Here is a 19,224-nt window from a genome sequence, read left to right on the forward strand (position 1 = left end):
TAGATATTTTAGGATAATTTACTATAAGGAGTGATTATTCATGATAACAAAAGATTTTGAAAAAAAATTAGAAGGTTTAGGAGCTTTTGAAATTAGCAGCAAAATGTTAAAACTTGCTCAGAACAATGAAAAGCACAATGCTTTCTTAAATGCAGGAAGAGGAAATCCTAACTGGATAAATACCCAAGGAAGACTAGCACTAAGCAGAATAATAGAATTTGGTGTGTTTGAATCAAGAAGAACAATGAAGGATGGAAACTTAGCAGGATATACAGCATTAGATGGTATATATGAAAGATTTATAGCCTTCTTAGATGGTAGTCATGAAGCTGATAAGTTTTTATGTGATGCTATAGATTATAGTATTAAAAATTTAAATGTGGATAAAGATGAATTAGTTAAGGAATTTGTAGATGGAGCAATAGGTAATAACTATCCAGTTCCAAGTAGGTGTTTAGTAAATACAGAAAAGATTTTAAATATGTACTTAGAAAAAGAGCTTTATAGCGGAGTGAAGCTTGCTAAAGAAACTAATATATTCCCAACAGAAGGAGGAACAGCTGCAATATGCTATATATTTAATTCATTAAAGGAAAATGGATTGATAAAAGCTGGAGATAAAATAGCTATAAATACTCCTATTTTCACACCATACTTACAAATTCCAGAGTTGAAAGATTATGAAATGGTGGAAGTTGACTTAAGATCTAAAGAAGAAAATAATTGGATTATAGATTCTGCTGAATTAGACAAGCTAGAAGATAAGGATATTAAGGCGTTATTCTTTGTAAATCCTTCAAATCCAGCATCTAAGGCTTTAAGTGAAGAAGCTTTAAACCATATAGCTAATATAGTGAAAGAACGTAAAGATTTAATAATAATAACTGATGATGTTTATGGAACTTTTGTTGAAGATTTTAAAACTATATATTCAGTAGCACCTTATAATACATTATTAGTTTATTCATTCTCTAAATTATATGGAGCAACTGGTTGGAGATTAGGATTAATAGCTGCTAATGAAAATAACGTTTTTGATGATTTAATAACTAAATTACCAGAAGAAAAATTAAATGATTTAGATGCTAGATATGGTCTTGTAACTTTAGAACCAAGAAAATTAAAATTTATTGATAGACTTGTTGCTGATAGTCGTTCAGTAGGACTTTATCATACTTCAGGATTATCAACTCCTCAACAAATTCAAATGGCTTTATTTGCTTTAAGTGCATTACTTACTGAAGGAAAAGATCCATATATTGAAAGTGCTAAAAATTTAGTAAGAGCAAGATATCATGATTTATTCACTACTTTAGGAGTTAAAGAAGATAATACTAGAGAAAATGCTAAATATTATTCATTAATAGATATTTATGAATTAGCAAGTAATTTATATGATGAAAACTTTAAAGAATACTTAAAAGAGAATTTTGAACCAATTGATTTCTTATTACGTTTAGCAGAAATGAATGGAGTAGTATTAATGGAAGGGGTAGGTTTTGGAGCGACTCCTGGAACATTACGTGTATCCGAAGCTAACTTACCAGATGATGCATACAAAAAAATAGCTAAACAAGTTTTAGAGCTACTTTCTGAATACTATGATAAATATAAATCACAAAATTAATATAGAAGGTGATTTAATTGAAGTTTATAATTGATTTTTTGCAAAAAAATCCTAGCGTAGCTATTTTTTTATGTTTAGCTTTAGGATATTTGATAGGTAAGTTAAGATATAAGTCATTTAGTTTAGGGTCAACAGTAGGAACATTGCTTGTTGGGCTTGTTTTAGGACAATTTGCAATATTTCATGTTTCTCCAGTAGTGAAAAATATATTCTTTAGCTTTTTCATATTCACAATAGGATATGAAGTAGGACCGGCTTTTGCAAATAGTTTGAAGAAATCAGGAGTTAAGCTTGTAATACACTCAGTATTTTTTAGTGTAGTTGCATTCGCAGTTGCTATAATATGCTTTAAAGTATTTAAAATTGGACCAGGGGAAGGAGCTGGAATAATTTCCGGTTCACTTACTCAATCAGCGGTCATAGGGACTTCAGCCTCTGCAATAAACTCTCTAGATATTTCATCAGCTCAAAAAAATGCAATGGAATCTAGAGTTGCAATTGCATATGCTATAACTTATATATTTGGTACCGTTGGAATACTTATTTTCTTAAAGAATATAGCGCCAATGCTCTTACATGTAAACTTAAAACAAGAAACTAAGAGAATGATTGAAAAAATAAACTTTAAGGGTGATTCGTCAAATAGCTCAGCTATTTTAAAAAACGTAAAAATGCGTTCTTTTCTTGTTAATAATAATTGCTCATTTATAGGAAAATCAATAGGAGATGTTGAAAAACAATTTAAACATAAAATAACTTTCGAAAAGATTTTTCAAAATGACAATGATGTTAAGTTTAATCAAGACACTAAAATCCAAGCAGGAAACTATGTTACTTTAATAGGCGACCTTACAGATATGTTACAAGCTGCTAGTTCAGGCTTAACAGAAACTTCAGACGAAAAATATTTAAATATATCATTGAAAAAATCAGAAATAGTTCTTACAAAAGAATTTAACTTGAAAAACCTACAAGAATTATATAATAACAATATAATGCTATTAGGAGTTAATAGAAATGGTAAGATTTTAGAAGATGAAACTCAAATGAAAAATGGTGATTTCCTAGAAATCATAGGACCAGAACATGCTATTGAAAGTATAATTAAAGAATTTGGTTATATAAAAGATACAGGATCAGAAACAGATGTTAGTTATTTAACATTTGGTATTATAGTTGGTGTAATAATAGGAACATTTGCATTAACTATTCATAACGTTCCATTAACTCTTGGTAGTGGTGGAGGTGCTTTATTCTCAGGTTTATTATTTGGATGGTATCAAAATAAACATCCTCGTTTTGGAGAAATACCATCATCAACACGTTGGTTCTTAAAGAGTGTAGGGTTAAACTTATTTATCTCAGTTGTTGGATTAGAAGCAGGAAGTGCCTTTATTCCAGCATTGAAATCTATGGGAGTTGTGGTTCTTTTAATAGGTATAGCAGTATCTTTAATACCACATGTTTTATCACTATACTTTGGTAAATATGCTTTAAAATTAGAACCTGTAGATATAATTGGATCACTTTGCGGGGCAGGTACAATAACAGCTGCATTAAATGCCATTGTTGAAGATAATGGAAGTAGTATATTTGCTTTAAGCTACACACCTTCTTATGCTGTAGGTAATATATTAATAACCATTATGGGACCACTTACTATTGGTTTATTGTTTAAATAAAAGGTTATGCTTTTATTAATTTAAAACAAAAATAAACTTACTATATTATCAGGATATAAATAAAAAAATATTAAAATATATAACTGAAAAATCCAACAACACAAGTTGTTGGATTTTTTTGATTATTGATAATTTAAGAATTTGACGTTTTATAATTCTTATTATCTCATTTTATTATTATAATTCACTTAATATAAAAGCTTGTCTTTTTTTATGATAAATCTATTAAGCAAATTGAGTTTTAAGCTATTTATGATATTTGAAATTTCTATTATATTACTTAATAATAGTTTTTCTTCAAGACTATGTGAGTTATGAATATAGCCTTTTAATTTAAGTTCACATTTTTTATTAGATTTTTCTTCTTTTAAATTCTTAAATATATTTTTTAAATGTTGATTTTCATAACTATAGTTAGATAATTGAATATATAACTCATAAATACTACAAACAAGCATTCTTTCATTAGTTATAAGTTGAGTTAAATTATGATCTTCTTGAATGTTGTTTGCTTTAAGCCTTTCTTCAATAAAAGATGTTACTATGAATAAGTTGTTCATTTTTGTACTAGATTTATATGTATATACCTGTTCAAGAGTAGTTAGCATTTCTTTTACTATACCAATATACATTTTCCTTAAGAGTGATGTATCTTTTTCTAAGTTATAAGGTAAGATGTATTTATTTATTGCTATTGCTATTATAGCTCCTAAAGCAACGAATAATAATCTGTTTATTACCATTCTACTAGTAAAGACTGTATTTCCTAAAAGTGAAGCAGCACCTATTGCAGATACGGTTACACAAATCATGTTATATTTATAATCTTTAATAAATCCACTTATATATCCAGCTAACATAAGTATTAGGGTTCTTGATAGAACACTCTTAAATACAAAGAAAAGAATTTCAATGATTATTGCACCAATTATTGTAGCAAAAATTCTATCTTTAGTTTTAGTTTTTGATACTTCATATATAGGATTCACTAGAGATAAAATTGTAAATACAATCCATCTTCCTTCAGCTAAGTGGAAGTAATCCATTATAAATGCGGCTAATGATATACCAATAGATATACGTATAGCATATGAAAATTTAGCTGACTTTGTCTTGAAGTTAGATTGCATAATGTATATTGTTTTAAAATTGTGTGGAATTTCATCAAGTTTATTTATTAAGTTATATTTTTTAGTACCTAATTCTTTTAATTCAACTAATTCTTCATAAATAAAGGCAAGATTGCTTAAAATTTTAAGTACAGTTAAATTTTCTATAGATTCATCTTTGTAGCTCTTAATTTTATTAAGAATATCATTATTTATTAAGCTTTCATCACTTAAAAAACCTTTTATTTCTGTTAAATAACTTTCTAAAACTGAAACTAATTCTTTATGTTTAGAATAATCTATTTCATTTAATAGTAAGTAAGTTTTTTCTAAAGCTACAGAAATGTTTAATTTAATCTTGCTTTCTTCAGTTAAGTAAAAACTTTGTTCACGTTTATTATAAATAATTGTTCTAAAGCTATTTAAATTATTTCTTATATCATTATCTATTGAAATAGTATTTTCATTTAAACTTGATTTTTTGATTTTTTCTATCATATTATCACAAGTTTTAATTAGTAGTTTATTACCTTTCTTCTGAACATTATTTCTATTAGCGATTAATTGAACTATCATTATTATTACTGCTCCAGATACTAAAGATATAAATCTCATTGGAAGTTTATCAGGAGTTACTGGATTTACTAATATAAATAAGTATTGAAGAGAAAATGGCAAATACATAGGATTTTTTAGGTTGTAGCATAAAGAATAGCTTAAAATGAACATTGCTATGAAGTTTATAGGTATTCCTAACCACATGTTCATGCTTGCTAAAGTTGCAGCAACACCTATAAATAAATTTAATATAATTAATAATAATGTATTTTTTAATGGAGATAAGGTTAAATCTTTTTGTAACATCATAAGCATAGCTGTTGCAGTTGTTACTCCAATAAGTGTATTATCATTCCCGAAGATGCTTTTAAAAGCAACGATAAAAGCAACTATAAACACAAATATAACTGTGTTTGATATTATGGCTTTTTTGTTCATATTTAATCAATCCTTTCATAAAAATAGGCTTTTCATTTAAATAAACAAGCCTTGTAAATAAAAATATTACTCTTATATTACAAAGATTTCAATTGACTTATAAGTTTGATATATTTAAAAATATTATAATGACTAGCAAATCCTGAAAATATATTAGATTTCATAAAAATTTTATATAAAAACTTATATAAGAAATATATAGTATAATAAATTTATATATTTATGTCACACAATACTAATAGGTTTAATTTAAAAATTTCGTATAAACTAAGTGAATTTTAATAGTATATGTGTAAATAATTTAAAAGGATATGATATTTATGAAGGAAAATTTAATTAATAAAGGATATTATAATTCTCCTATAGGAGTCTTAGAAATAGTAGAATCAGATGGGTTCATAGTGGAAATTAATTTTGTTCAAGAGGCAAATTATTTAGAAGATTTGTCTAGTGAAGAAATTAAAAAATGCAAAAAAGAATTAGAGGAATATTTTGAAGGTAAAAGGACAGAGTTTACAGTAAAAATTAACTTCATTAAAGGAACAGATTTTCAGAGGTTAGTATGGAATGCCTTAAGAAAAATTCCTTATGGAGAGACAGTTTCATATAAAGATATAGCAGAGAAAATAGGCAATCCTAAGGGATGTAGAGCTGTAGGAGGAGCAAATAATAAAAATCCTATTGCTATAATAGTTCCTTGTCATAGAGTAATAGGGAAAAATGGTTCTTTAACAGGATATGCTGATGGATTAAGTAAAAAAGAGTATTTGCTTGATATAGAAAGAAAAAAGGAGAAAAATTTTGAGTAGAGCAAAAGAAATTTTAAAAAGTTTTTACGGATATGGTGAATTTAGAAAAGGGCAAGAAAATATAATAAATGAAATAACAAGTGGAAATGATGTTGTGGCTATAATGCCAACTGGAGGCGGTAAATCAATTTGTTATCAAATTCCAGCTCTTATTTTAGAAGGAGTTACTGTTGTAATTTCTCCACTTATTTCTCTTATGAAAGACCAGGTTGATGCTATAAATAGCATGGGAATAGAGTCTGCATATATTAATTCTACTCTTAGTAATCAAGAAATAAGTGATATATTTGAAAATGTTAAAAATGGACATATAAAAATATTATATGTAGCACCAGAAAGACTTGAGTCTATGGAGTTTCTAAATTTAGTTTCAAGTATTGATATTTCTCAAGTGGCTGTGGATGAAGCTCACTGTGTTTCTCAATGGGGGCATGATTTTAGAAGTAGTTATAAGTTTATTGGTAGGTTTATAAGTCTTTTAAAGAAAAGACCTGTTGTTTCAGCATTTACGGCAACTGCAACAGAGGAAGTTAGAGAAGATATTGTAAAATTACTTGAACTTAATAATCCAGAGGTTTTTGTTTCAGGTTTTGATAGGGATAATCTTAAAATAATTATAGAAAAAGGTGTCAATAAGGATCATTACATTTTAGATTACTTAAAAGAGAATAAGGATGTATCAGGAATAATTTATTGTGCAACTAGAAAAGAAGTAGATTCATTGTGTGATCTTATAAATTCAAGAGGAATGGATTGTACAAAATACCATGCTGGACTTTCAGATATTGAGAGAAAAGAAAATCAAGAGGATTTTGTTTTTGATAAGGTTAATATAATGGTTGCAACAAATGCCTTTGGAATGGGGATAGATAAGCCAAATATAAGATATGTAATTCACAACAATATGCCTAGAAATATAGAAGGATATTATCAGGAAATAGGAAGAGCAGGAAGAGATGGAGAAAAATCAGAGTGTATTCTTCTTTTTTCTCCAGGAGATGTACAAACTCAAAAATATATAATAGAGACTGGAACTTTAAATCCTCAAAGAAAAGTAAATGAGCTTAGTAAACTTCAAACCATGATGGATTTAGTTTATTCTAATGGATGCTATAGAAAGTTTATTCTTAATTATTTCGGAGAAAATTTAGAAGAGGATTGCAATAACTGTAGTAATTGTGAAATGGAAGGAGAACTAGTTGATAAGACAATAGATGCTCAAAAAGTTATATCTTGTGTCTACAGAATGAAAAGGCCTTTTGGAATTGGAGTAATAATAGATGTATTAAGAGCATCAAAGAATAAAAAGATAATAGATTTAGGTCTAAATCAGCTTAGTACGTATGGAATAATGAAGGATTATTCTAAAGATGGCCTTAAGGATTTTATGAATACTCTTATTTCTCATAGATATATAGATTACGTTGGCGAATATCCTGTAGTTAGATTAAATCAAAGTTCTATAGATATTCTTAAAGGTAATGAAAAAGTTATGTTTAAGGAAAAGAGAAAGATTGAAAGAGTATCTACTAATAATGAATTATTTGATTTATTAAGAGCTCTCAGAAGAGAAATTGCTTCAGAGGAGGGGGTTCCTCCATACATTGTCTTTGGGGATAATACTCTTAAAGAAATGAGTATAAGAATGCCTATAAATGAAAATCAACTTTCAGATATCGGTGGAGTTGGTGAAAAGAAAATACTTAAATATGGCGATAAATTCTTAAACAAAATAAGAGAGTATGTTAAATTAAATAATATTGAAGTTCAATGGGAGTCAGGACTAAAACTGAATAAAGAAGATGTAGAAGAAAAGTTTAAGAAAAGTACTAGAAAAGATGGAAAGAAGAAATCTTTTGAAATAACTATAGATATGTTAAGAGAAGGAGAAAAATTTCATACCATTGCTAAAGAAAGAGAAATTTCAGTTACAACTATACTATCTCATATTCAGCAATACCTTGAAGAAGGAAATAAGATAGACTTTGAAATAGATTTTGATTCATTATTCTCAAAAAAGGAAGAAAAGTTAGTTTTAGATGCTATAGACAAAGTGGGATATAGCAAATTAAAACCAATTAAAGAAAATCTATCTGAAGATGTTTCTTATGAAAAAATAAGATTTATAGTAACTAAATTAACTATAAATAATTTAAATAATCAATAGTATTAAAAATAGTTTTAAGAATAGAGTAAGAGAAAAAAGAAAGTCATGCTAAAAAGAAACTGCATTAAAATTTTCATTTAAATGGTGGAAAGTTTTGATGTACAGTTCCTTTTTGTTAAGGCTTTCTAGTGTAAAGAAAATTAAAAGTAATAATTAATTATAAAATGAGAGACGTGTCACAATTAACTTTGTGGTATGTCTTTTTTATTTTAAAAAATTAATTAAATTGGTATTATAAATTTTAACTATGTTTAAGTTTTTTAAAACAATAATATTAAATAAAAAAGTATTAACTAAAGAGATTATAAGAATACTATATTTAAATTTAAATTAAATTTGTTGAGGTAGTGGTATGAAGATTAGTCATAAAAATAGATATGAAAAACTTAGAACATTGATAATGTGTTACCCTTGTAATTTTAAGGTTAGTGGTAATGTTAAAATAAATTATCCTCTTATGTATGAACAATATAATAAATTTATAAATTTAATGAGTAGTGAGGGAGTAATAATTCAATTTTTAGATCCTATATATGGGGCTAATCAAGTTTTTACGAGAGATATAGGTTTTGTTATAGAAGATAGGATGTTTATTGCAAAAATGAGTACTCAAGATAGAATTGAAGAAACTAAAGCCTTAGAAAAGTATATAAAAGATCATCATTCTAAAATATATAATATGAAAAATAATATAGAGGGTGGAGATGTAATAATCCATGATTGTTATATTTTCGTTGGGTTAAGTAAAAGAACTAATATTGAAGCCGTTTATGAACTTCAAAATTATATAAATGAACAGAATATGAGATATAAAGTTATACCTATAAATTTTAATAAGGAAAAAATGCTTCATTTAGATTGTGTTTTTAATATTCTAGATAAGGATGATTGTATAATTAGCAATTACGTGTATGATAAAGAAGAAATAGAAAAAATTATGAAAAATTGTTATTATATTGATGATAAAACTACTGAAGAACTTGGAACTAATATTATATCCTTAGGAGACAAGAAGATAATAACTTCAAATAAAACCGTATTTAACATGTTAAAATACAATGGGTTTAAAGTGTTTTACGTAGAGTATTCAGAAATATTAAAAGCTGGAGGAGGGTTCGCCTGTAGCATTTTACCTATTTATAGTGAATGATTTCTATATTTCTAATAAGACTTATGTCTTATTAGAAATGATGTTATTATGATATAGTATCTTTATCTGATGATTTTTTGGTCAGCAGATAATTTGTTTTTAAGGGAAAATAGCTTGTGCTATTTAAATAAAATATACGAATTAGGGGGAGATTTTTTGTTTGGACTTTCACCAATTTATTTTGGCGTCTATTTTTTTGTTACAGCTTTAATTATATTAGGAGTAACTTTATTTCTAAAAAAGAAGCTAGTAGGTAAAGATAAGGAATTTTATAAGGTATTATTAGTTTTATGTATTCCAATAATAGTTCAAAACTTTATATCAACTTCTGTAAATGTAGTTGATACAGTAATGATAAGTAGTTTAGGAGAAGAATCAATTGCTGCTGTTGGTGTAGCTAATCAGGTATTCTTCTTATTTAATATGGGATTAATAGGTTTAACTGGGGCTACTGGACTATTTATATCTCAATTTTATGGAAGTAATGATAGAAAAAGTATAAAAAAAGTTATGGGACTAAGCACTATTTTATGTGTAGGATTTAGTTTAGTATTCTTTGTTTTAGCATTTTTCTTTCCAGATCTTATAATAGGAATTTTTTCTACTGACCCAAAAGTAGTTGAGCTTTGTAAAAGTTATTTAGTTGTTATAGCTCTTTCATATCCTTTAACAGCTTTAAGTATGGTAATAAGTGCAGGAGCAAGGGCTGTAAGAAATCCTAAGTTAGGTATGTTTTGTAGTGGAGCTTCACTTATTATAAATATTATATTTAACTATTGCTTAATATTTGGAATAGGTATATTCCCAGAATTAGGTGTTAGGGGAGCTGCTATATCTACTGTCTTTGCTAGAATAATAGAATGCCTATTATTAGTTGGATATGTTATCTTAAAAGATAAAGATTATATAATCAAGTTTAATATTAATGATATTAAAGGAATAAATAAAGATTTCTTTAAAGTATATATGTCTAAGGGAATGCCTATATTTATAAATGATTTTGCTTGGGCTATTGGATCAGTTTCATATTCTGTAGCTTACGCAATGGTTGGAACATCAGCAATAGCAGCAAGTCAGATTGCGACTAGTACAGCTAATTTATTTATAATGTTAGCTATGTGTATAGCCACAGGAGCAGCCATTATGCTTGGAAATGAGCTTGGAGCAGACAATACTGAGAGAGCTATAGATTATGCCAATAAATTCTCTAAGATAGTTTTTATTGTTGGAAGTGTTTTAGGTGGAATGTTAATATTAAGTATTCCAGTATTACTTAAAGTTTATAGTACATCTTCAACTATGGCAGATGATTTAAGCAAGATATTTATAATAATGGGACTTTTAATGGGATTAAAGGCCTTTAATATTTTAGTTATTGTAGGAATATTAAGAAGTGGAGGAGATACAAAGTATGCATTTGCATTAGAATTTGGATGTATGTGGCTTGTATCAATACCATTAACATTCTTTGGAGCAGTGAATGGTTTTCCAATATATATGCTAGTATTATTTACTTATTCAGAAGAAATAGTTAAATGTATATTCGGATTACCTAGAGTTTTATCAAAAGTTTGGGTAGTTAATTTAACTAAAGACATAGAAATAAGTGGATAATAATATTTTTATTTCTTATATTTATTTTTATAAGATTTATAAAAGTAGTAAAATTATAGGTACTCTAGAAAGTATAGTACTTAAGTTAAAAGAGTTGGATAAGCTCTAGTTATCAATGAATCTAGTTTAATATAAAGTAAATTAATTTAGTTAAGAGGTTACAGTCATATTAAGATGATTGTGGCCTTTTTCTTTTAGAGCATATTTATTAAGAATATTAATCTTTTTTTACTTGACTCTAACATTGTGTTAGAGAGTAATATAAGTTTCAGGAGGTGTTTATATGTATAAGGTTAAGGAAGTTTCGGAGATAACAGGAATATCAGTTAGGATGCTACATCACTATGATAAAATAGGACTTTTAAAACCTACAGCTATAAGTGAATCTGGGTATAGATTATATAATGATAATGATTTAAATCTCATTCAACAGATATTAATATATCGTGAGTTAGATTTTTCTTTGAAAGAAATAAAAGAGATTTTAGGTAATGAAAATTTGAATTTAAAAGAAAGATTAAAAACACAAAAGCAATTAATAATAGATAAGAGAAATAGATTAAATAAGATTGTTGAGACTATAGAAAATACTATTAAAGATATGGAAGGAGAATTTATTATGAATAAAAAGGGCATGTTTGAAGGCTTTGATATAGAAAAACACAATAAACTTTATGAGGATGAAACTTATGATAAGTATGGAGACAGTGATGCTTATAAAGAATCAAAAGAAAAAACAAGTAAGTATTCAAAGGAAGACTGGAATAATATAATATGTCAAATAGATGAAGTTTATAGAGAACTAGCTGAATTAAAAGATAGAGATGTTTCTGATGAAAAAGTTCAAGAGTTAGTTCATAACTGGAGAATGATTATAACTAAAAATTTCTATAATTGTAGTATTGAGATATTCAGTGGTCTTGCAGACATGTATATCTATGATGAAAGATTTACTAAGAATATAGATAAGTATGGAGAAGGATTTACTAATTTCTTAAGTGAAGCTATGAAATATTACTGTGATACAAATTAAAACTTATTTTAAATAATATTAGCTATAAAATTAAAATAATTAATATAAATATTAAATAAATCAATATATAAATTAATAAAATTAATTTATATATTGATTTTTATTTAATTGGAGATGTATAATATAGAAAAAGGAGGTGCTTTTTTGAGATACGTAAGACCAAGCAAATGTCCAGTATGTAATAGTGAGTTAAAAATAGTTAAATTAGAGTGTGAAAAATGCAAAACTAAAATTGAAGGTGAATTTAAAGGCTGTGATTTTTGCAATCTAACTTCAGAAGAGCAATATTTTTTAAAGATATTTGTTAAGTGTAAAGGAAGTATAAAAGAAATAGAAAAGGAACTAGATATATCCTATCCAACTGTAAAGAGTAGATTAAATCAACTTATAACAGCATTAGGATTTGAAGATAAAGAATTAGAAGAAGAAAAAAAGGATAAGAAAAAGAATAGAGAGATTATACTTGGAAAGCTAGATAGGGGAGAGATAACATCTAATGAAGCTTTAAAGGAATTAGAAAAATTAAAATAAAAGGGGAGAATTTTTATGGATGAAAAGAAAAAAATATTAGAAATGATAAGTGAAGGTAAGATTAGTCCAGAAGAGGGAATGAAGTTATTAAATGCTTTAGGAGAAAATAAAGAAGAGGTCATTATAAAGAAAAAGATATATAAGACACTTAAAGTTAGAGTGGAAGTGGAAAATGAAGAAGTAAAAGTTAATTTAAGTATTCCTCTAAGCCTAATAAAGGTTGCAAGTGGATTTACTAAGTTTATACCTGAAGATGCTATGAATGATATTGAAAAGGGTGGAGTTAATCTAAAGGATATTGACTTCAAAAAAATAATTGAAGAAATTGAAAATGGTGAATTAGATAATCCAACTATCTGTGATGTTGATATAAATAATAAAGATGATGGAAAAGTTATAGTGAAAATTTATGTTGACTAAGAAAAATTTTGTTTATATAAAAATAACTTTACCCAGTATTAACTGGCTAAGAATTAGTATTCCTATGCCTGTGGTTAATCTTATATTAAACGATACTATAGATTTATTAGGTTTCCTAAGATGGATGTTTAGATTAAGAAAACTAGAAAATTATATTAAGTATATATATGGAGCTTTGGAAGCACTGAAGGAATTTAGAGAGTGTGAAGAAAGTGAAATTCTTGATTTGAGTTTAGGAAAAGAAAATATAAGTATAAAGATTAAACTAGTATAGGAGGAAAAATGAAGAGAATAATTGGTAACTTTTTTATTAATCTAGTGATTGTATGGATATTAATTGACATTTTTAATCTTGGAGAAGCAAAAAGTTTTCTAAATATAGTTTTATTTTCAGTAATTTTTACTATACTAAGCTTTACTCTAAGGCCGATTCTTCAGATTATATCTTTGCCAATTACAGCACTTACCTTCGGAATATTTCTTTTTCTGGTGAATGCATTTATAGTTTATATGGCTGATATATGTTCATTTGGATTTAATATACCTGGATTTCTTAATACCTTGATAGTATCAATAGTACTATTTATAGCAAGTTTTATGGTTAATAAATATAGATTAAAAAGTGAAATTAAAAAGATTAATAAAGCAATATAGAAAAAAGAACCTATATATTTAGATTAAATGTAAATATCTAATATAAATAGGTTCTTTTATTTTATTATTATCATTAATTTAGATCTCCGGAAATATTTTTTAATTCTTTTTTATTAAGTATTTTAATTTTGTTTTTATCTTTTATTATGATTTCTTTTTCAACTAACTTATTTAAAACTCTACTTAAATGGCGATAGCTTGTACCTAATAAATCAGCTAAGTTTGAGTAATTATCAATTGTAACTATATTTTTATGATTTATATTTAAAAGATAACTAGCAAGTTTATTTTCTAGGGGATAAATAATAGTTATTGAGCTTGTTAAGGATTGGCTAGCAAGCTTGTTAGAAAGGCTTTGAGTTATGTACATAAGAAAGTTAGGATCTTTAAGAGCCGTTGAATTTACTATGTTTAAAGGAATCCCTATGCAAAGACTAGATTTTAATACTTTAATACTACAATTTGCTTTAATTTTAGAGATGACTTCTAAATCGCCTATTAATTGGATTGGCTCATAGAATTTTAAAAGCAAAGATTTTCCATTGGGCAGGGTTTTATATACCTTTGCTTTACCATCGACAAAAAAATAAAAGTACTTAAGTTCTTCATCCATAAAGCAAATATGCTCATTTTTTTTAAACATATGAAGTTCTAAAAAAGGTAAAATTTCTTGTGAAAATATGGAATTAAGATTATATTTGTTTATTAATTCAATCAATTTAGCTTCATTTTTTACTACTATCAATGGCTTACCTCCTATAAAAACAAATATTATTATAAGACATATGTCATAACTATACATATAGTATACATGATAAAATAAATTTGTTTAATAGATATAATTAAAATGTTTTCTAAATTCACTGTAAAATTGCCTTAATACTTTAAATTCTATACAAAAGAGTGGTCAGCATGTATTTGCTAACCACTCTTTGTTTTTAAATACTACTTAATTCAAAAAATAAATTTTCATCTTCCTTAAAGTTATATAAATAACGTGAATTATTCCAATCGGTTATATCATTAATATTTTTACAGCAAATTCTAGAGCTACAATCTTCTAAGATATCACAACATATGTTTTTAGGAGTTAGAATATCATTGTTTTTGAGTAGTTCCAATATATCATTAAAATAATCTTCAACATAAGGAGTAATAAAAGGATAAGCATCACATTGAGAATTTAGGTAATCATAAATAGGATCTTTTTTATAATCCCAATCTATATAAAGTTCAATCAGTTTTTCACTTATATCAAAAGGTATATTAGATTTTATAATATTACAATTTACCAAGTTATCGTCTATTGTAAGAACTTTAACCATACATTCACCCAATCCTTTCATAATGGTCCTCCTATAAATTTATACAAATTAAGTTTTATATTAATTTAGGCATTAATAGGTTTTGTTTTGGAGGAGTACTTTATCAAAACAAAAAGGAAAGCAACTATTAATACCTAAATGAGATGGCTTTTTAAATATTTTATTAGTATATAATATGAAAAAAACACCAAAATAATTCTGAATTATCTGAAAATTTAGAAAATATTGAAAGAGTAATAATTATTATTAAAAAAGAGTTTGACATATAAAAGAGAGAGAATTAAAATATTAATATGCGAACTTATGTTTGGTTTTAGAAGAAACCAATCTGGTAATAATATAATGAAATGATTTAAATAAATTTAATATACAACAAACTACATATGGGATGATATCAAATAAAGGTTTTGTTTAAGATGAATGTTGATTGTTAGCGATCACTTCAGAACTAGCTAACAATTAGCACTAGTTTTAAAACATAGAGCAAATAAAAAAATAGGGTTATTAGTGAGAGTAAAGACTTACTAAAGTTTATATGTTTATTAAGGAGATTTTTATGAAAGATAAGATAATAGTAAAAGGAGCAAAAGTACATAATTTAAAAAATGTAAATTTAGAAATTCCTAGGGATAAGCTTATTGTTTTTACTGGACTTTCAGGTTCAGGAAAAAGTTCTCTAGCTTTTGATACAATTTATGCAGAAGGGCAAAGAAGATACGTAGAGTCTTTATCAGCTTATGCAAGACAATTCTTAGGACAAATGGATAAACCGGATGTTGAGTCAATAGAAGGACTTTCACCTGCAATATCAATTGATCAGAAGACAACTTCAAGAAATCCAAGATCTACAGTAGGTACAGTAACAGAAATATATGATTATTTAAGATTATTATATGCTAGAGTTGGGATTCCACATTGTCCTAAGTGTGGAAAAGAAATAACTCAACAATCTGTAGACCAAATAGTTGATCAAATAATGGAGTTACCAGAGAGAAGTAAGATAATGATTTTAGCTCCAATAATAAGAGGAAGAAAAGGAACTCATGAAAAAGTTCTTGAAAATATAAAGAAACAAGGTTTTGTTAGAGCTAGAATAGACGGAGAAATTTATGACTTAACAGAGGATGAAGTAAAGCTTGAAAAGAATATAAAGCATAATATTGAAGCTGTTGTTGACAGAATAATTGTTAAGGACGGAATTGAAGGAAGATTAACAGATTCTATAGAAACTTCTCTTAAAATGGCTGAAGGTTTAGTACTAGTTAATATAATTGGCGAAGAAGATAGACTTTACAGTGAACATTTTGCCTGTGCTGATTGTGGTATAAGTATAGATGAACTTGCACCAAGAATGTTCTCATTTAACTCACCTTTTGGAAAATGTGAGAGATGTGATGGATTAGGAACATTAATGGAAATTGATGAGGATTTAGTTGTTCCTAATAAGGATTTAAGTATAAGAGGTGGAGCTATTTCTACTTGGGGAGATTCAAGAATGAAAGAAGAGTCTTGGACTTATTGTGTTCTTAAAGCCTTAATGGAAAAATATAAATTTGATTTAGACACTCCTTATAAAGATTTATCTAGCAAGGTTAGAGAAGTTTTAATGTACGGAGAGCCAGAAAAGTTAAAGGTTACATACACAAAAGAAAATGTAACAGCTGTGTATAATCACTCCTTTGAAGGAGAGATAAATAATTTAAGAAGAAGATACATGGAAACTGGATCAGATGCCATGAAAGCTGAAATAGAAAAGTATATGAGTGATAATCCATGTCCTAAGTGTAAAGGAGCAAGACTTAAACCAGAAGCTCTTGCAGTTACAGTAGGTGGAAAAAATATATTTGAATTTACAAGTATGGCAATAAGAGAAGAGTTGGAATTTATAAACTCAGTAGAGTTTTCAGAGAAAGACAAGATAATAAGTAGTCAAATTATAAAGGAGATCCAAGCCAGATTAAGTTTCTTAATAAATGTTGGATTAGATTACTTAGATTTAGCTAGAACTGCAGGAACATTATCAGGTGGAGAAGCTCAAAGAATAAGACTTGCAACTCAAATAGGATCTCAACTTATGGGGGTTCTATACATCCTAGATGAGCCTTCAATAGGACTTCACCAAAGAGATAATGATAGACTTATAGCTACTTTAAAACAGCTTAGGGACGTTGGAAACACTCTTATAGTAGTTGAACATGATGAAGATACTATGAGAGAAGCAGATTATATAGTTGATATAGGACCAGGAGCAGGAGAACATGGTGGACAGATAGTCGCTGCGGGAACATTAGAGGAAATTATGGAAAATAAAGATTCTTTAACTGGTCAATATTTAACTGGAGCTAAAAAAGTTGAACTTCCAGAGGAAAGAAGAAAAGGAAATGGAAACTTCATAACAGTTAAAGGTGCTAAGGAAAATAACCTTAAGAATGTTACTGCTAAATTTCCTTTAGGAACTCTAACTATGGTTACTGGAGTTTCAGGATCAGGAAAGAGTACCTTAGTTAATGAAATTCTTTATAAAGGATTAAATAAAATAGTTAATAAGGCTAAGGATTTACCAGGTAAATTTAAAGAGATAACAGGATACGAAAATATCGATAAGATTATTGATATAGACCAAAGTCCTATAGGAAGAACTCCAAGAAGTAATCCGGCGACATATACTGGAACCTTTGATATTATAAGAGAACTTTTCTCACAAACTCAAGAGGCTAAAATGAGAGGTTATAAACCAGGAAGATTTTCTTTCAATGTAAAAGGTGGAAGATGTGAAGCTTGTAGTGGTGACGGAATAATAAAGATAGAGATGCAATTCTTATCTGATGTTTATGTTCCATGTGAAGTTTGTAAAGGAAAGAGATATAACAGAGAGACTTTAGAAGTTAAATATAAAGGTAAAAATATAGCTGATGTATTAAATATGACTGTTGAAGAAGCTTTAGAATTCTTCGAAAATATTCCAAGAATAAAGAATAAACTTCAAACCTTAATGGATGTTGGTTTAGGTTATATAAGACTAGGCCAACCTTCAACTCAATTATCAGGTGGAGAAGCACAAAGAATTAAACTAGCTTATGAACTATCTAAGAGAAGTACAGGAAAAACATTATATATTTTAGATGAACCTACAACAGGGCTTCATATACATGATGTAAATAGACTTGTTAAAATACTTCAAAGATTAGTTGATGGAGGAAACACAGTTATTGTAATAGAGCATAATTTAGATATGATTAAATGTGCAGACTATATAGTGGATTTAGGACCAGAAGGTGGAGATAAAGGTGGAATGATTGTAGCTACAGGAACTCCTGAAAAGATAACTGAGGTTGAAGAATCATACACAGGTAAATATCTAAAAAAATACCTTTAACATAGGAATATAATTTGAAAAAATAAATATATTATTTAAGAATAGAGTATTTAATTAGCTATCAGAATTTATGGCTAGAGGTTCTGATAGCTATATTTATTGTTAAGGAAATTTAGGAAAGTTAAAAAAGTACTAAAATTAAAATATAAATATCATAAAATTGTCTTTTTTAGATGATATAATAATTAAGAGTTTCTAATTATTGATTATGAAATTGTAATCTTTTATTGTATAATCAAGTTATTAAATAAAGTAAAATATAAAAGAAATATAAAATATGTAGAGGTGAAGTGATGTTTTCGAAACTAATGACATGGGTTTTTGGAATAATATTTATTGTAATTCTATATTCCATAATTTATTATGCGTTAAAGATAATGTATAAAGATGTTAAAGGCGGGAAAAAGAAAAAAGCCCCTGGAAAGAAAGCACATGGATTAGAAGTCTTAAAAACAATATCAAATGGAACATTAGGCGTTGGCTCGGTTATACCAGTGACTAGTACCATTTCCATTGGAAGAAGAGAAGATAATTCAATAGTGCTAAATGATCAGTTTGTATCCTCATATCATGCTAAAATTTATGTTAAAAACAATGATTTTTATTTAGAAGATTTGGCAAGTACAAATGGTACATTCATAAATGAATCAAAGATAGAGGGAAGAGTAAGATTAAAAGTAAATGATAAAATAAGAATGGGAAGCACCGTATTTAAGGTTATAGGATAGAAG

General features: G+C 27.1%; 16 protein-coding genes. 13 read left to right on the forward strand and 3 right to left on the reverse strand.

Going from position 1 to position 19,224, the window contains the following annotated elements; genetic code table 11:
* Nucleotides 1-40: 40 nt before the first annotated feature.
* Nucleotides 41-1,627 carry a bifunctional aspartate transaminase/aspartate 4-decarboxylase gene (locus AC2JAQ_RS01335; protein ID WP_488457537.1) on the forward strand — a complete coding sequence of 529 codons (1,587 nt, stop codon included), beginning with the start codon at nt 41-43 and terminating at the stop codon, nt 1,625-1,627.
* Nucleotides 1,628-1,644: 17 nt separating this feature from the next.
* Entirely contained in the window at nt 1,645-3,309 is a 1,665-nt protein-coding gene (gene aspT / locus AC2JAQ_RS01340) for an aspartate-alanine antiporter (protein ID WP_488457538.1), read from the forward strand.
* 188 nt (nt 3,310-3,497) lie between these two features.
* Here aspT and AC2JAQ_RS01345 read toward each other — a convergent pair whose 3' ends face one another.
* The gene (locus AC2JAQ_RS01345) at nt 3,498-5,414 is read right to left on the reverse strand and encodes an FUSC family protein (protein WP_488457539.1); all 1,917 of its coding nucleotides are present in this window, start codon (nt 5,412-5,414) and stop codon (nt 3,498-3,500) included.
* A 320-nt stretch (nt 5,415-5,734) separates the two neighbouring features.
* On the opposite strand from AC2JAQ_RS01345, the gene AC2JAQ_RS01350 reads away from it, so the two are divergent.
* The 9 genes from AC2JAQ_RS01350 (at nt 5,735) to AC2JAQ_RS01390 (ending at nt 13,792) form a co-directional block, all read left to right on the forward strand.
* Nucleotides 5,735-6,223: a methylated-DNA--[protein]-cysteine S-methyltransferase gene (locus tag AC2JAQ_RS01350; RefSeq protein ID WP_488457540.1), complete on the forward strand. Its 489-nt coding sequence runs from the start codon at nt 5,735-5,737 to the stop codon at nt 6,221-6,223.
* Nucleotides 6,216-8,390 (forward strand): DNA helicase RecQ, encoded by a 2,175-nt coding sequence (gene recQ / locus AC2JAQ_RS01355; protein ID WP_488457541.1) that lies wholly within the window; start codon nt 6,216-6,218, stop codon nt 8,388-8,390. Before AC2JAQ_RS01350 ends, recQ begins: the two co-directional genes overlap by 8 nt.
* Before the next feature lie 352 nt (nt 8,391-8,742).
* Nucleotides 8,743-9,540, forward strand: a complete 798-nt coding sequence (locus AC2JAQ_RS01360; protein WP_488457542.1) for a dimethylarginine dimethylaminohydrolase family protein — start codon at nt 8,743-8,745, stop codon at nt 9,538-9,540.
* A gap of 156 nt (nt 9,541-9,696) precedes the next feature.
* Complete coding sequence (locus AC2JAQ_RS01365; protein WP_488457543.1) at nt 9,697-11,154, forward strand: MATE family efflux transporter; 1,458 nt, start codon at nt 9,697-9,699, stop codon at nt 11,152-11,154.
* Nucleotides 11,155-11,437: 283 nt separating this feature from the next.
* Complete coding sequence (locus tag AC2JAQ_RS01370; RefSeq protein WP_488457544.1) at nt 11,438-12,187, forward strand: MerR family transcriptional regulator; 750 nt, start codon at nt 11,438-11,440, stop codon at nt 12,185-12,187.
* A gap of 144 nt (nt 12,188-12,331) precedes the next feature.
* Complete coding sequence (locus tag AC2JAQ_RS01375) at nt 12,332-12,718, forward strand: DUF2089 family protein (RefSeq protein ID WP_488457545.1); 387 nt, start codon at nt 12,332-12,334, stop codon at nt 12,716-12,718.
* A gap of 15 nt (nt 12,719-12,733) precedes the next feature.
* Nucleotides 12,734-13,138 (forward strand): SHOCT-like domain-containing protein, encoded by a 405-nt coding sequence (locus tag AC2JAQ_RS01380; protein WP_488457546.1) that lies wholly within the window; start codon nt 12,734-12,736, stop codon nt 13,136-13,138.
* Entirely contained in the window at nt 13,128-13,412 is a 285-nt protein-coding gene (locus AC2JAQ_RS01385) for a hypothetical protein (protein ID WP_488457547.1), read from the forward strand. Before AC2JAQ_RS01380 ends, AC2JAQ_RS01385 begins: the two co-directional genes overlap by 11 nt.
* 8 nt (nt 13,413-13,420) lie before the next feature.
* The gene (locus AC2JAQ_RS01390; protein WP_488457548.1) at nt 13,421-13,792 is read left to right on the forward strand and encodes a phage holin family protein; all 372 of its coding nucleotides are present in this window, start codon (nt 13,421-13,423) and stop codon (nt 13,790-13,792) included.
* A 73-nt stretch (nt 13,793-13,865) separates the two neighbouring features.
* Here the strand turns inward: AC2JAQ_RS01390 and AC2JAQ_RS01395 are convergent, their stop codons facing one another.
* Nucleotides 13,866-14,537, reverse strand: coding sequence for a cyclic nucleotide-binding domain-containing protein (locus AC2JAQ_RS01395; protein WP_488457549.1), 672 nt, complete (start codon nt 14,535-14,537; stop codon nt 13,866-13,868).
* Between the two features lie 193 nt (nt 14,538-14,730).
* Nucleotides 14,731-15,138 (reverse strand): hypothetical protein, encoded by a 408-nt coding sequence (locus AC2JAQ_RS01400; protein ID WP_488457550.1) that lies wholly within the window; start codon nt 15,136-15,138, stop codon nt 14,731-14,733.
* 535 nt (nt 15,139-15,673) lie between these two features.
* Here AC2JAQ_RS01400 and uvrA point away from each other — a divergent pair.
* Both uvrA and AC2JAQ_RS01410 read left to right on the forward strand, forming a co-directional pair.
* Nucleotides 15,674-18,493, forward strand: coding sequence for an excinuclease ABC subunit UvrA (uvrA, locus tag AC2JAQ_RS01405; RefSeq protein ID WP_488457551.1), 2,820 nt, complete (start codon nt 15,674-15,676; stop codon nt 18,491-18,493).
* 293 nt (nt 18,494-18,786) lie between these two features.
* Nucleotides 18,787-19,221, forward strand: a complete 435-nt coding sequence (locus tag AC2JAQ_RS01410; protein ID WP_488457552.1) for an FHA domain-containing protein — start codon at nt 18,787-18,789, stop codon at nt 19,219-19,221.
* Nucleotides 19,222-19,224 lie beyond the last annotated feature (3 nt).

It is taken from the genome of Clostridium sp. LIBA-8553 (assembly GCF_057782465.1).

Bases quoted from the DNA above. Each gene is read 5' to 3' on its own strand.
- uvrA (WP_488457551.1), top strand. From the start codon at position 15,674: ATGAAAGATAAGATAATAGTAAAAGGAGCAAAAGTACATAATTTAAAA.
- AC2JAQ_RS01390 (WP_488457548.1), top strand. From the start codon at position 13,421: ATGAAGAGAATAATTGGTAACTTTTTTATTAATCTAGTGATTGTATGG.
- AC2JAQ_RS01335 (WP_488457537.1), top strand. From the start codon at position 41: ATGATAACAAAAGATTTTGAAAAAAAATTAGAAGGTTTAGGAGCTTTT.
- AC2JAQ_RS01345 (WP_488457539.1), bottom strand. From the start codon at position 5,414: ATGAACAAAAAAGCCATAATATCAAACACAGTTATATTTGTGTTTATA.
- AC2JAQ_RS01410 (WP_488457552.1), top strand. From the start codon at position 18,787: ATGTTTTCGAAACTAATGACATGGGTTTTTGGAATAATATTTATTGTA.
- AC2JAQ_RS01400 (WP_488457550.1), bottom strand. From the start codon at position 15,138: ATGAAAGGATTGGGTGAATGTATGGTTAAAGTTCTTACAATAGACGAT.
- AC2JAQ_RS01350 (WP_488457540.1), top strand. From the start codon at position 5,735: ATGAAGGAAAATTTAATTAATAAAGGATATTATAATTCTCCTATAGGA.
- AC2JAQ_RS01370 (WP_488457544.1), top strand. From the start codon at position 11,438: ATGTATAAGGTTAAGGAAGTTTCGGAGATAACAGGAATATCAGTTAGG.
- AC2JAQ_RS01380 (WP_488457546.1), top strand. From the start codon at position 12,734: ATGGATGAAAAGAAAAAAATATTAGAAATGATAAGTGAAGGTAAGATT.
- AC2JAQ_RS01360 (WP_488457542.1), top strand. From the start codon at position 8,743: ATGAAGATTAGTCATAAAAATAGATATGAAAAACTTAGAACATTGATA.
- AC2JAQ_RS01385 (WP_488457547.1), top strand. From the start codon at position 13,128: ATGTTGACTAAGAAAAATTTTGTTTATATAAAAATAACTTTACCCAGT.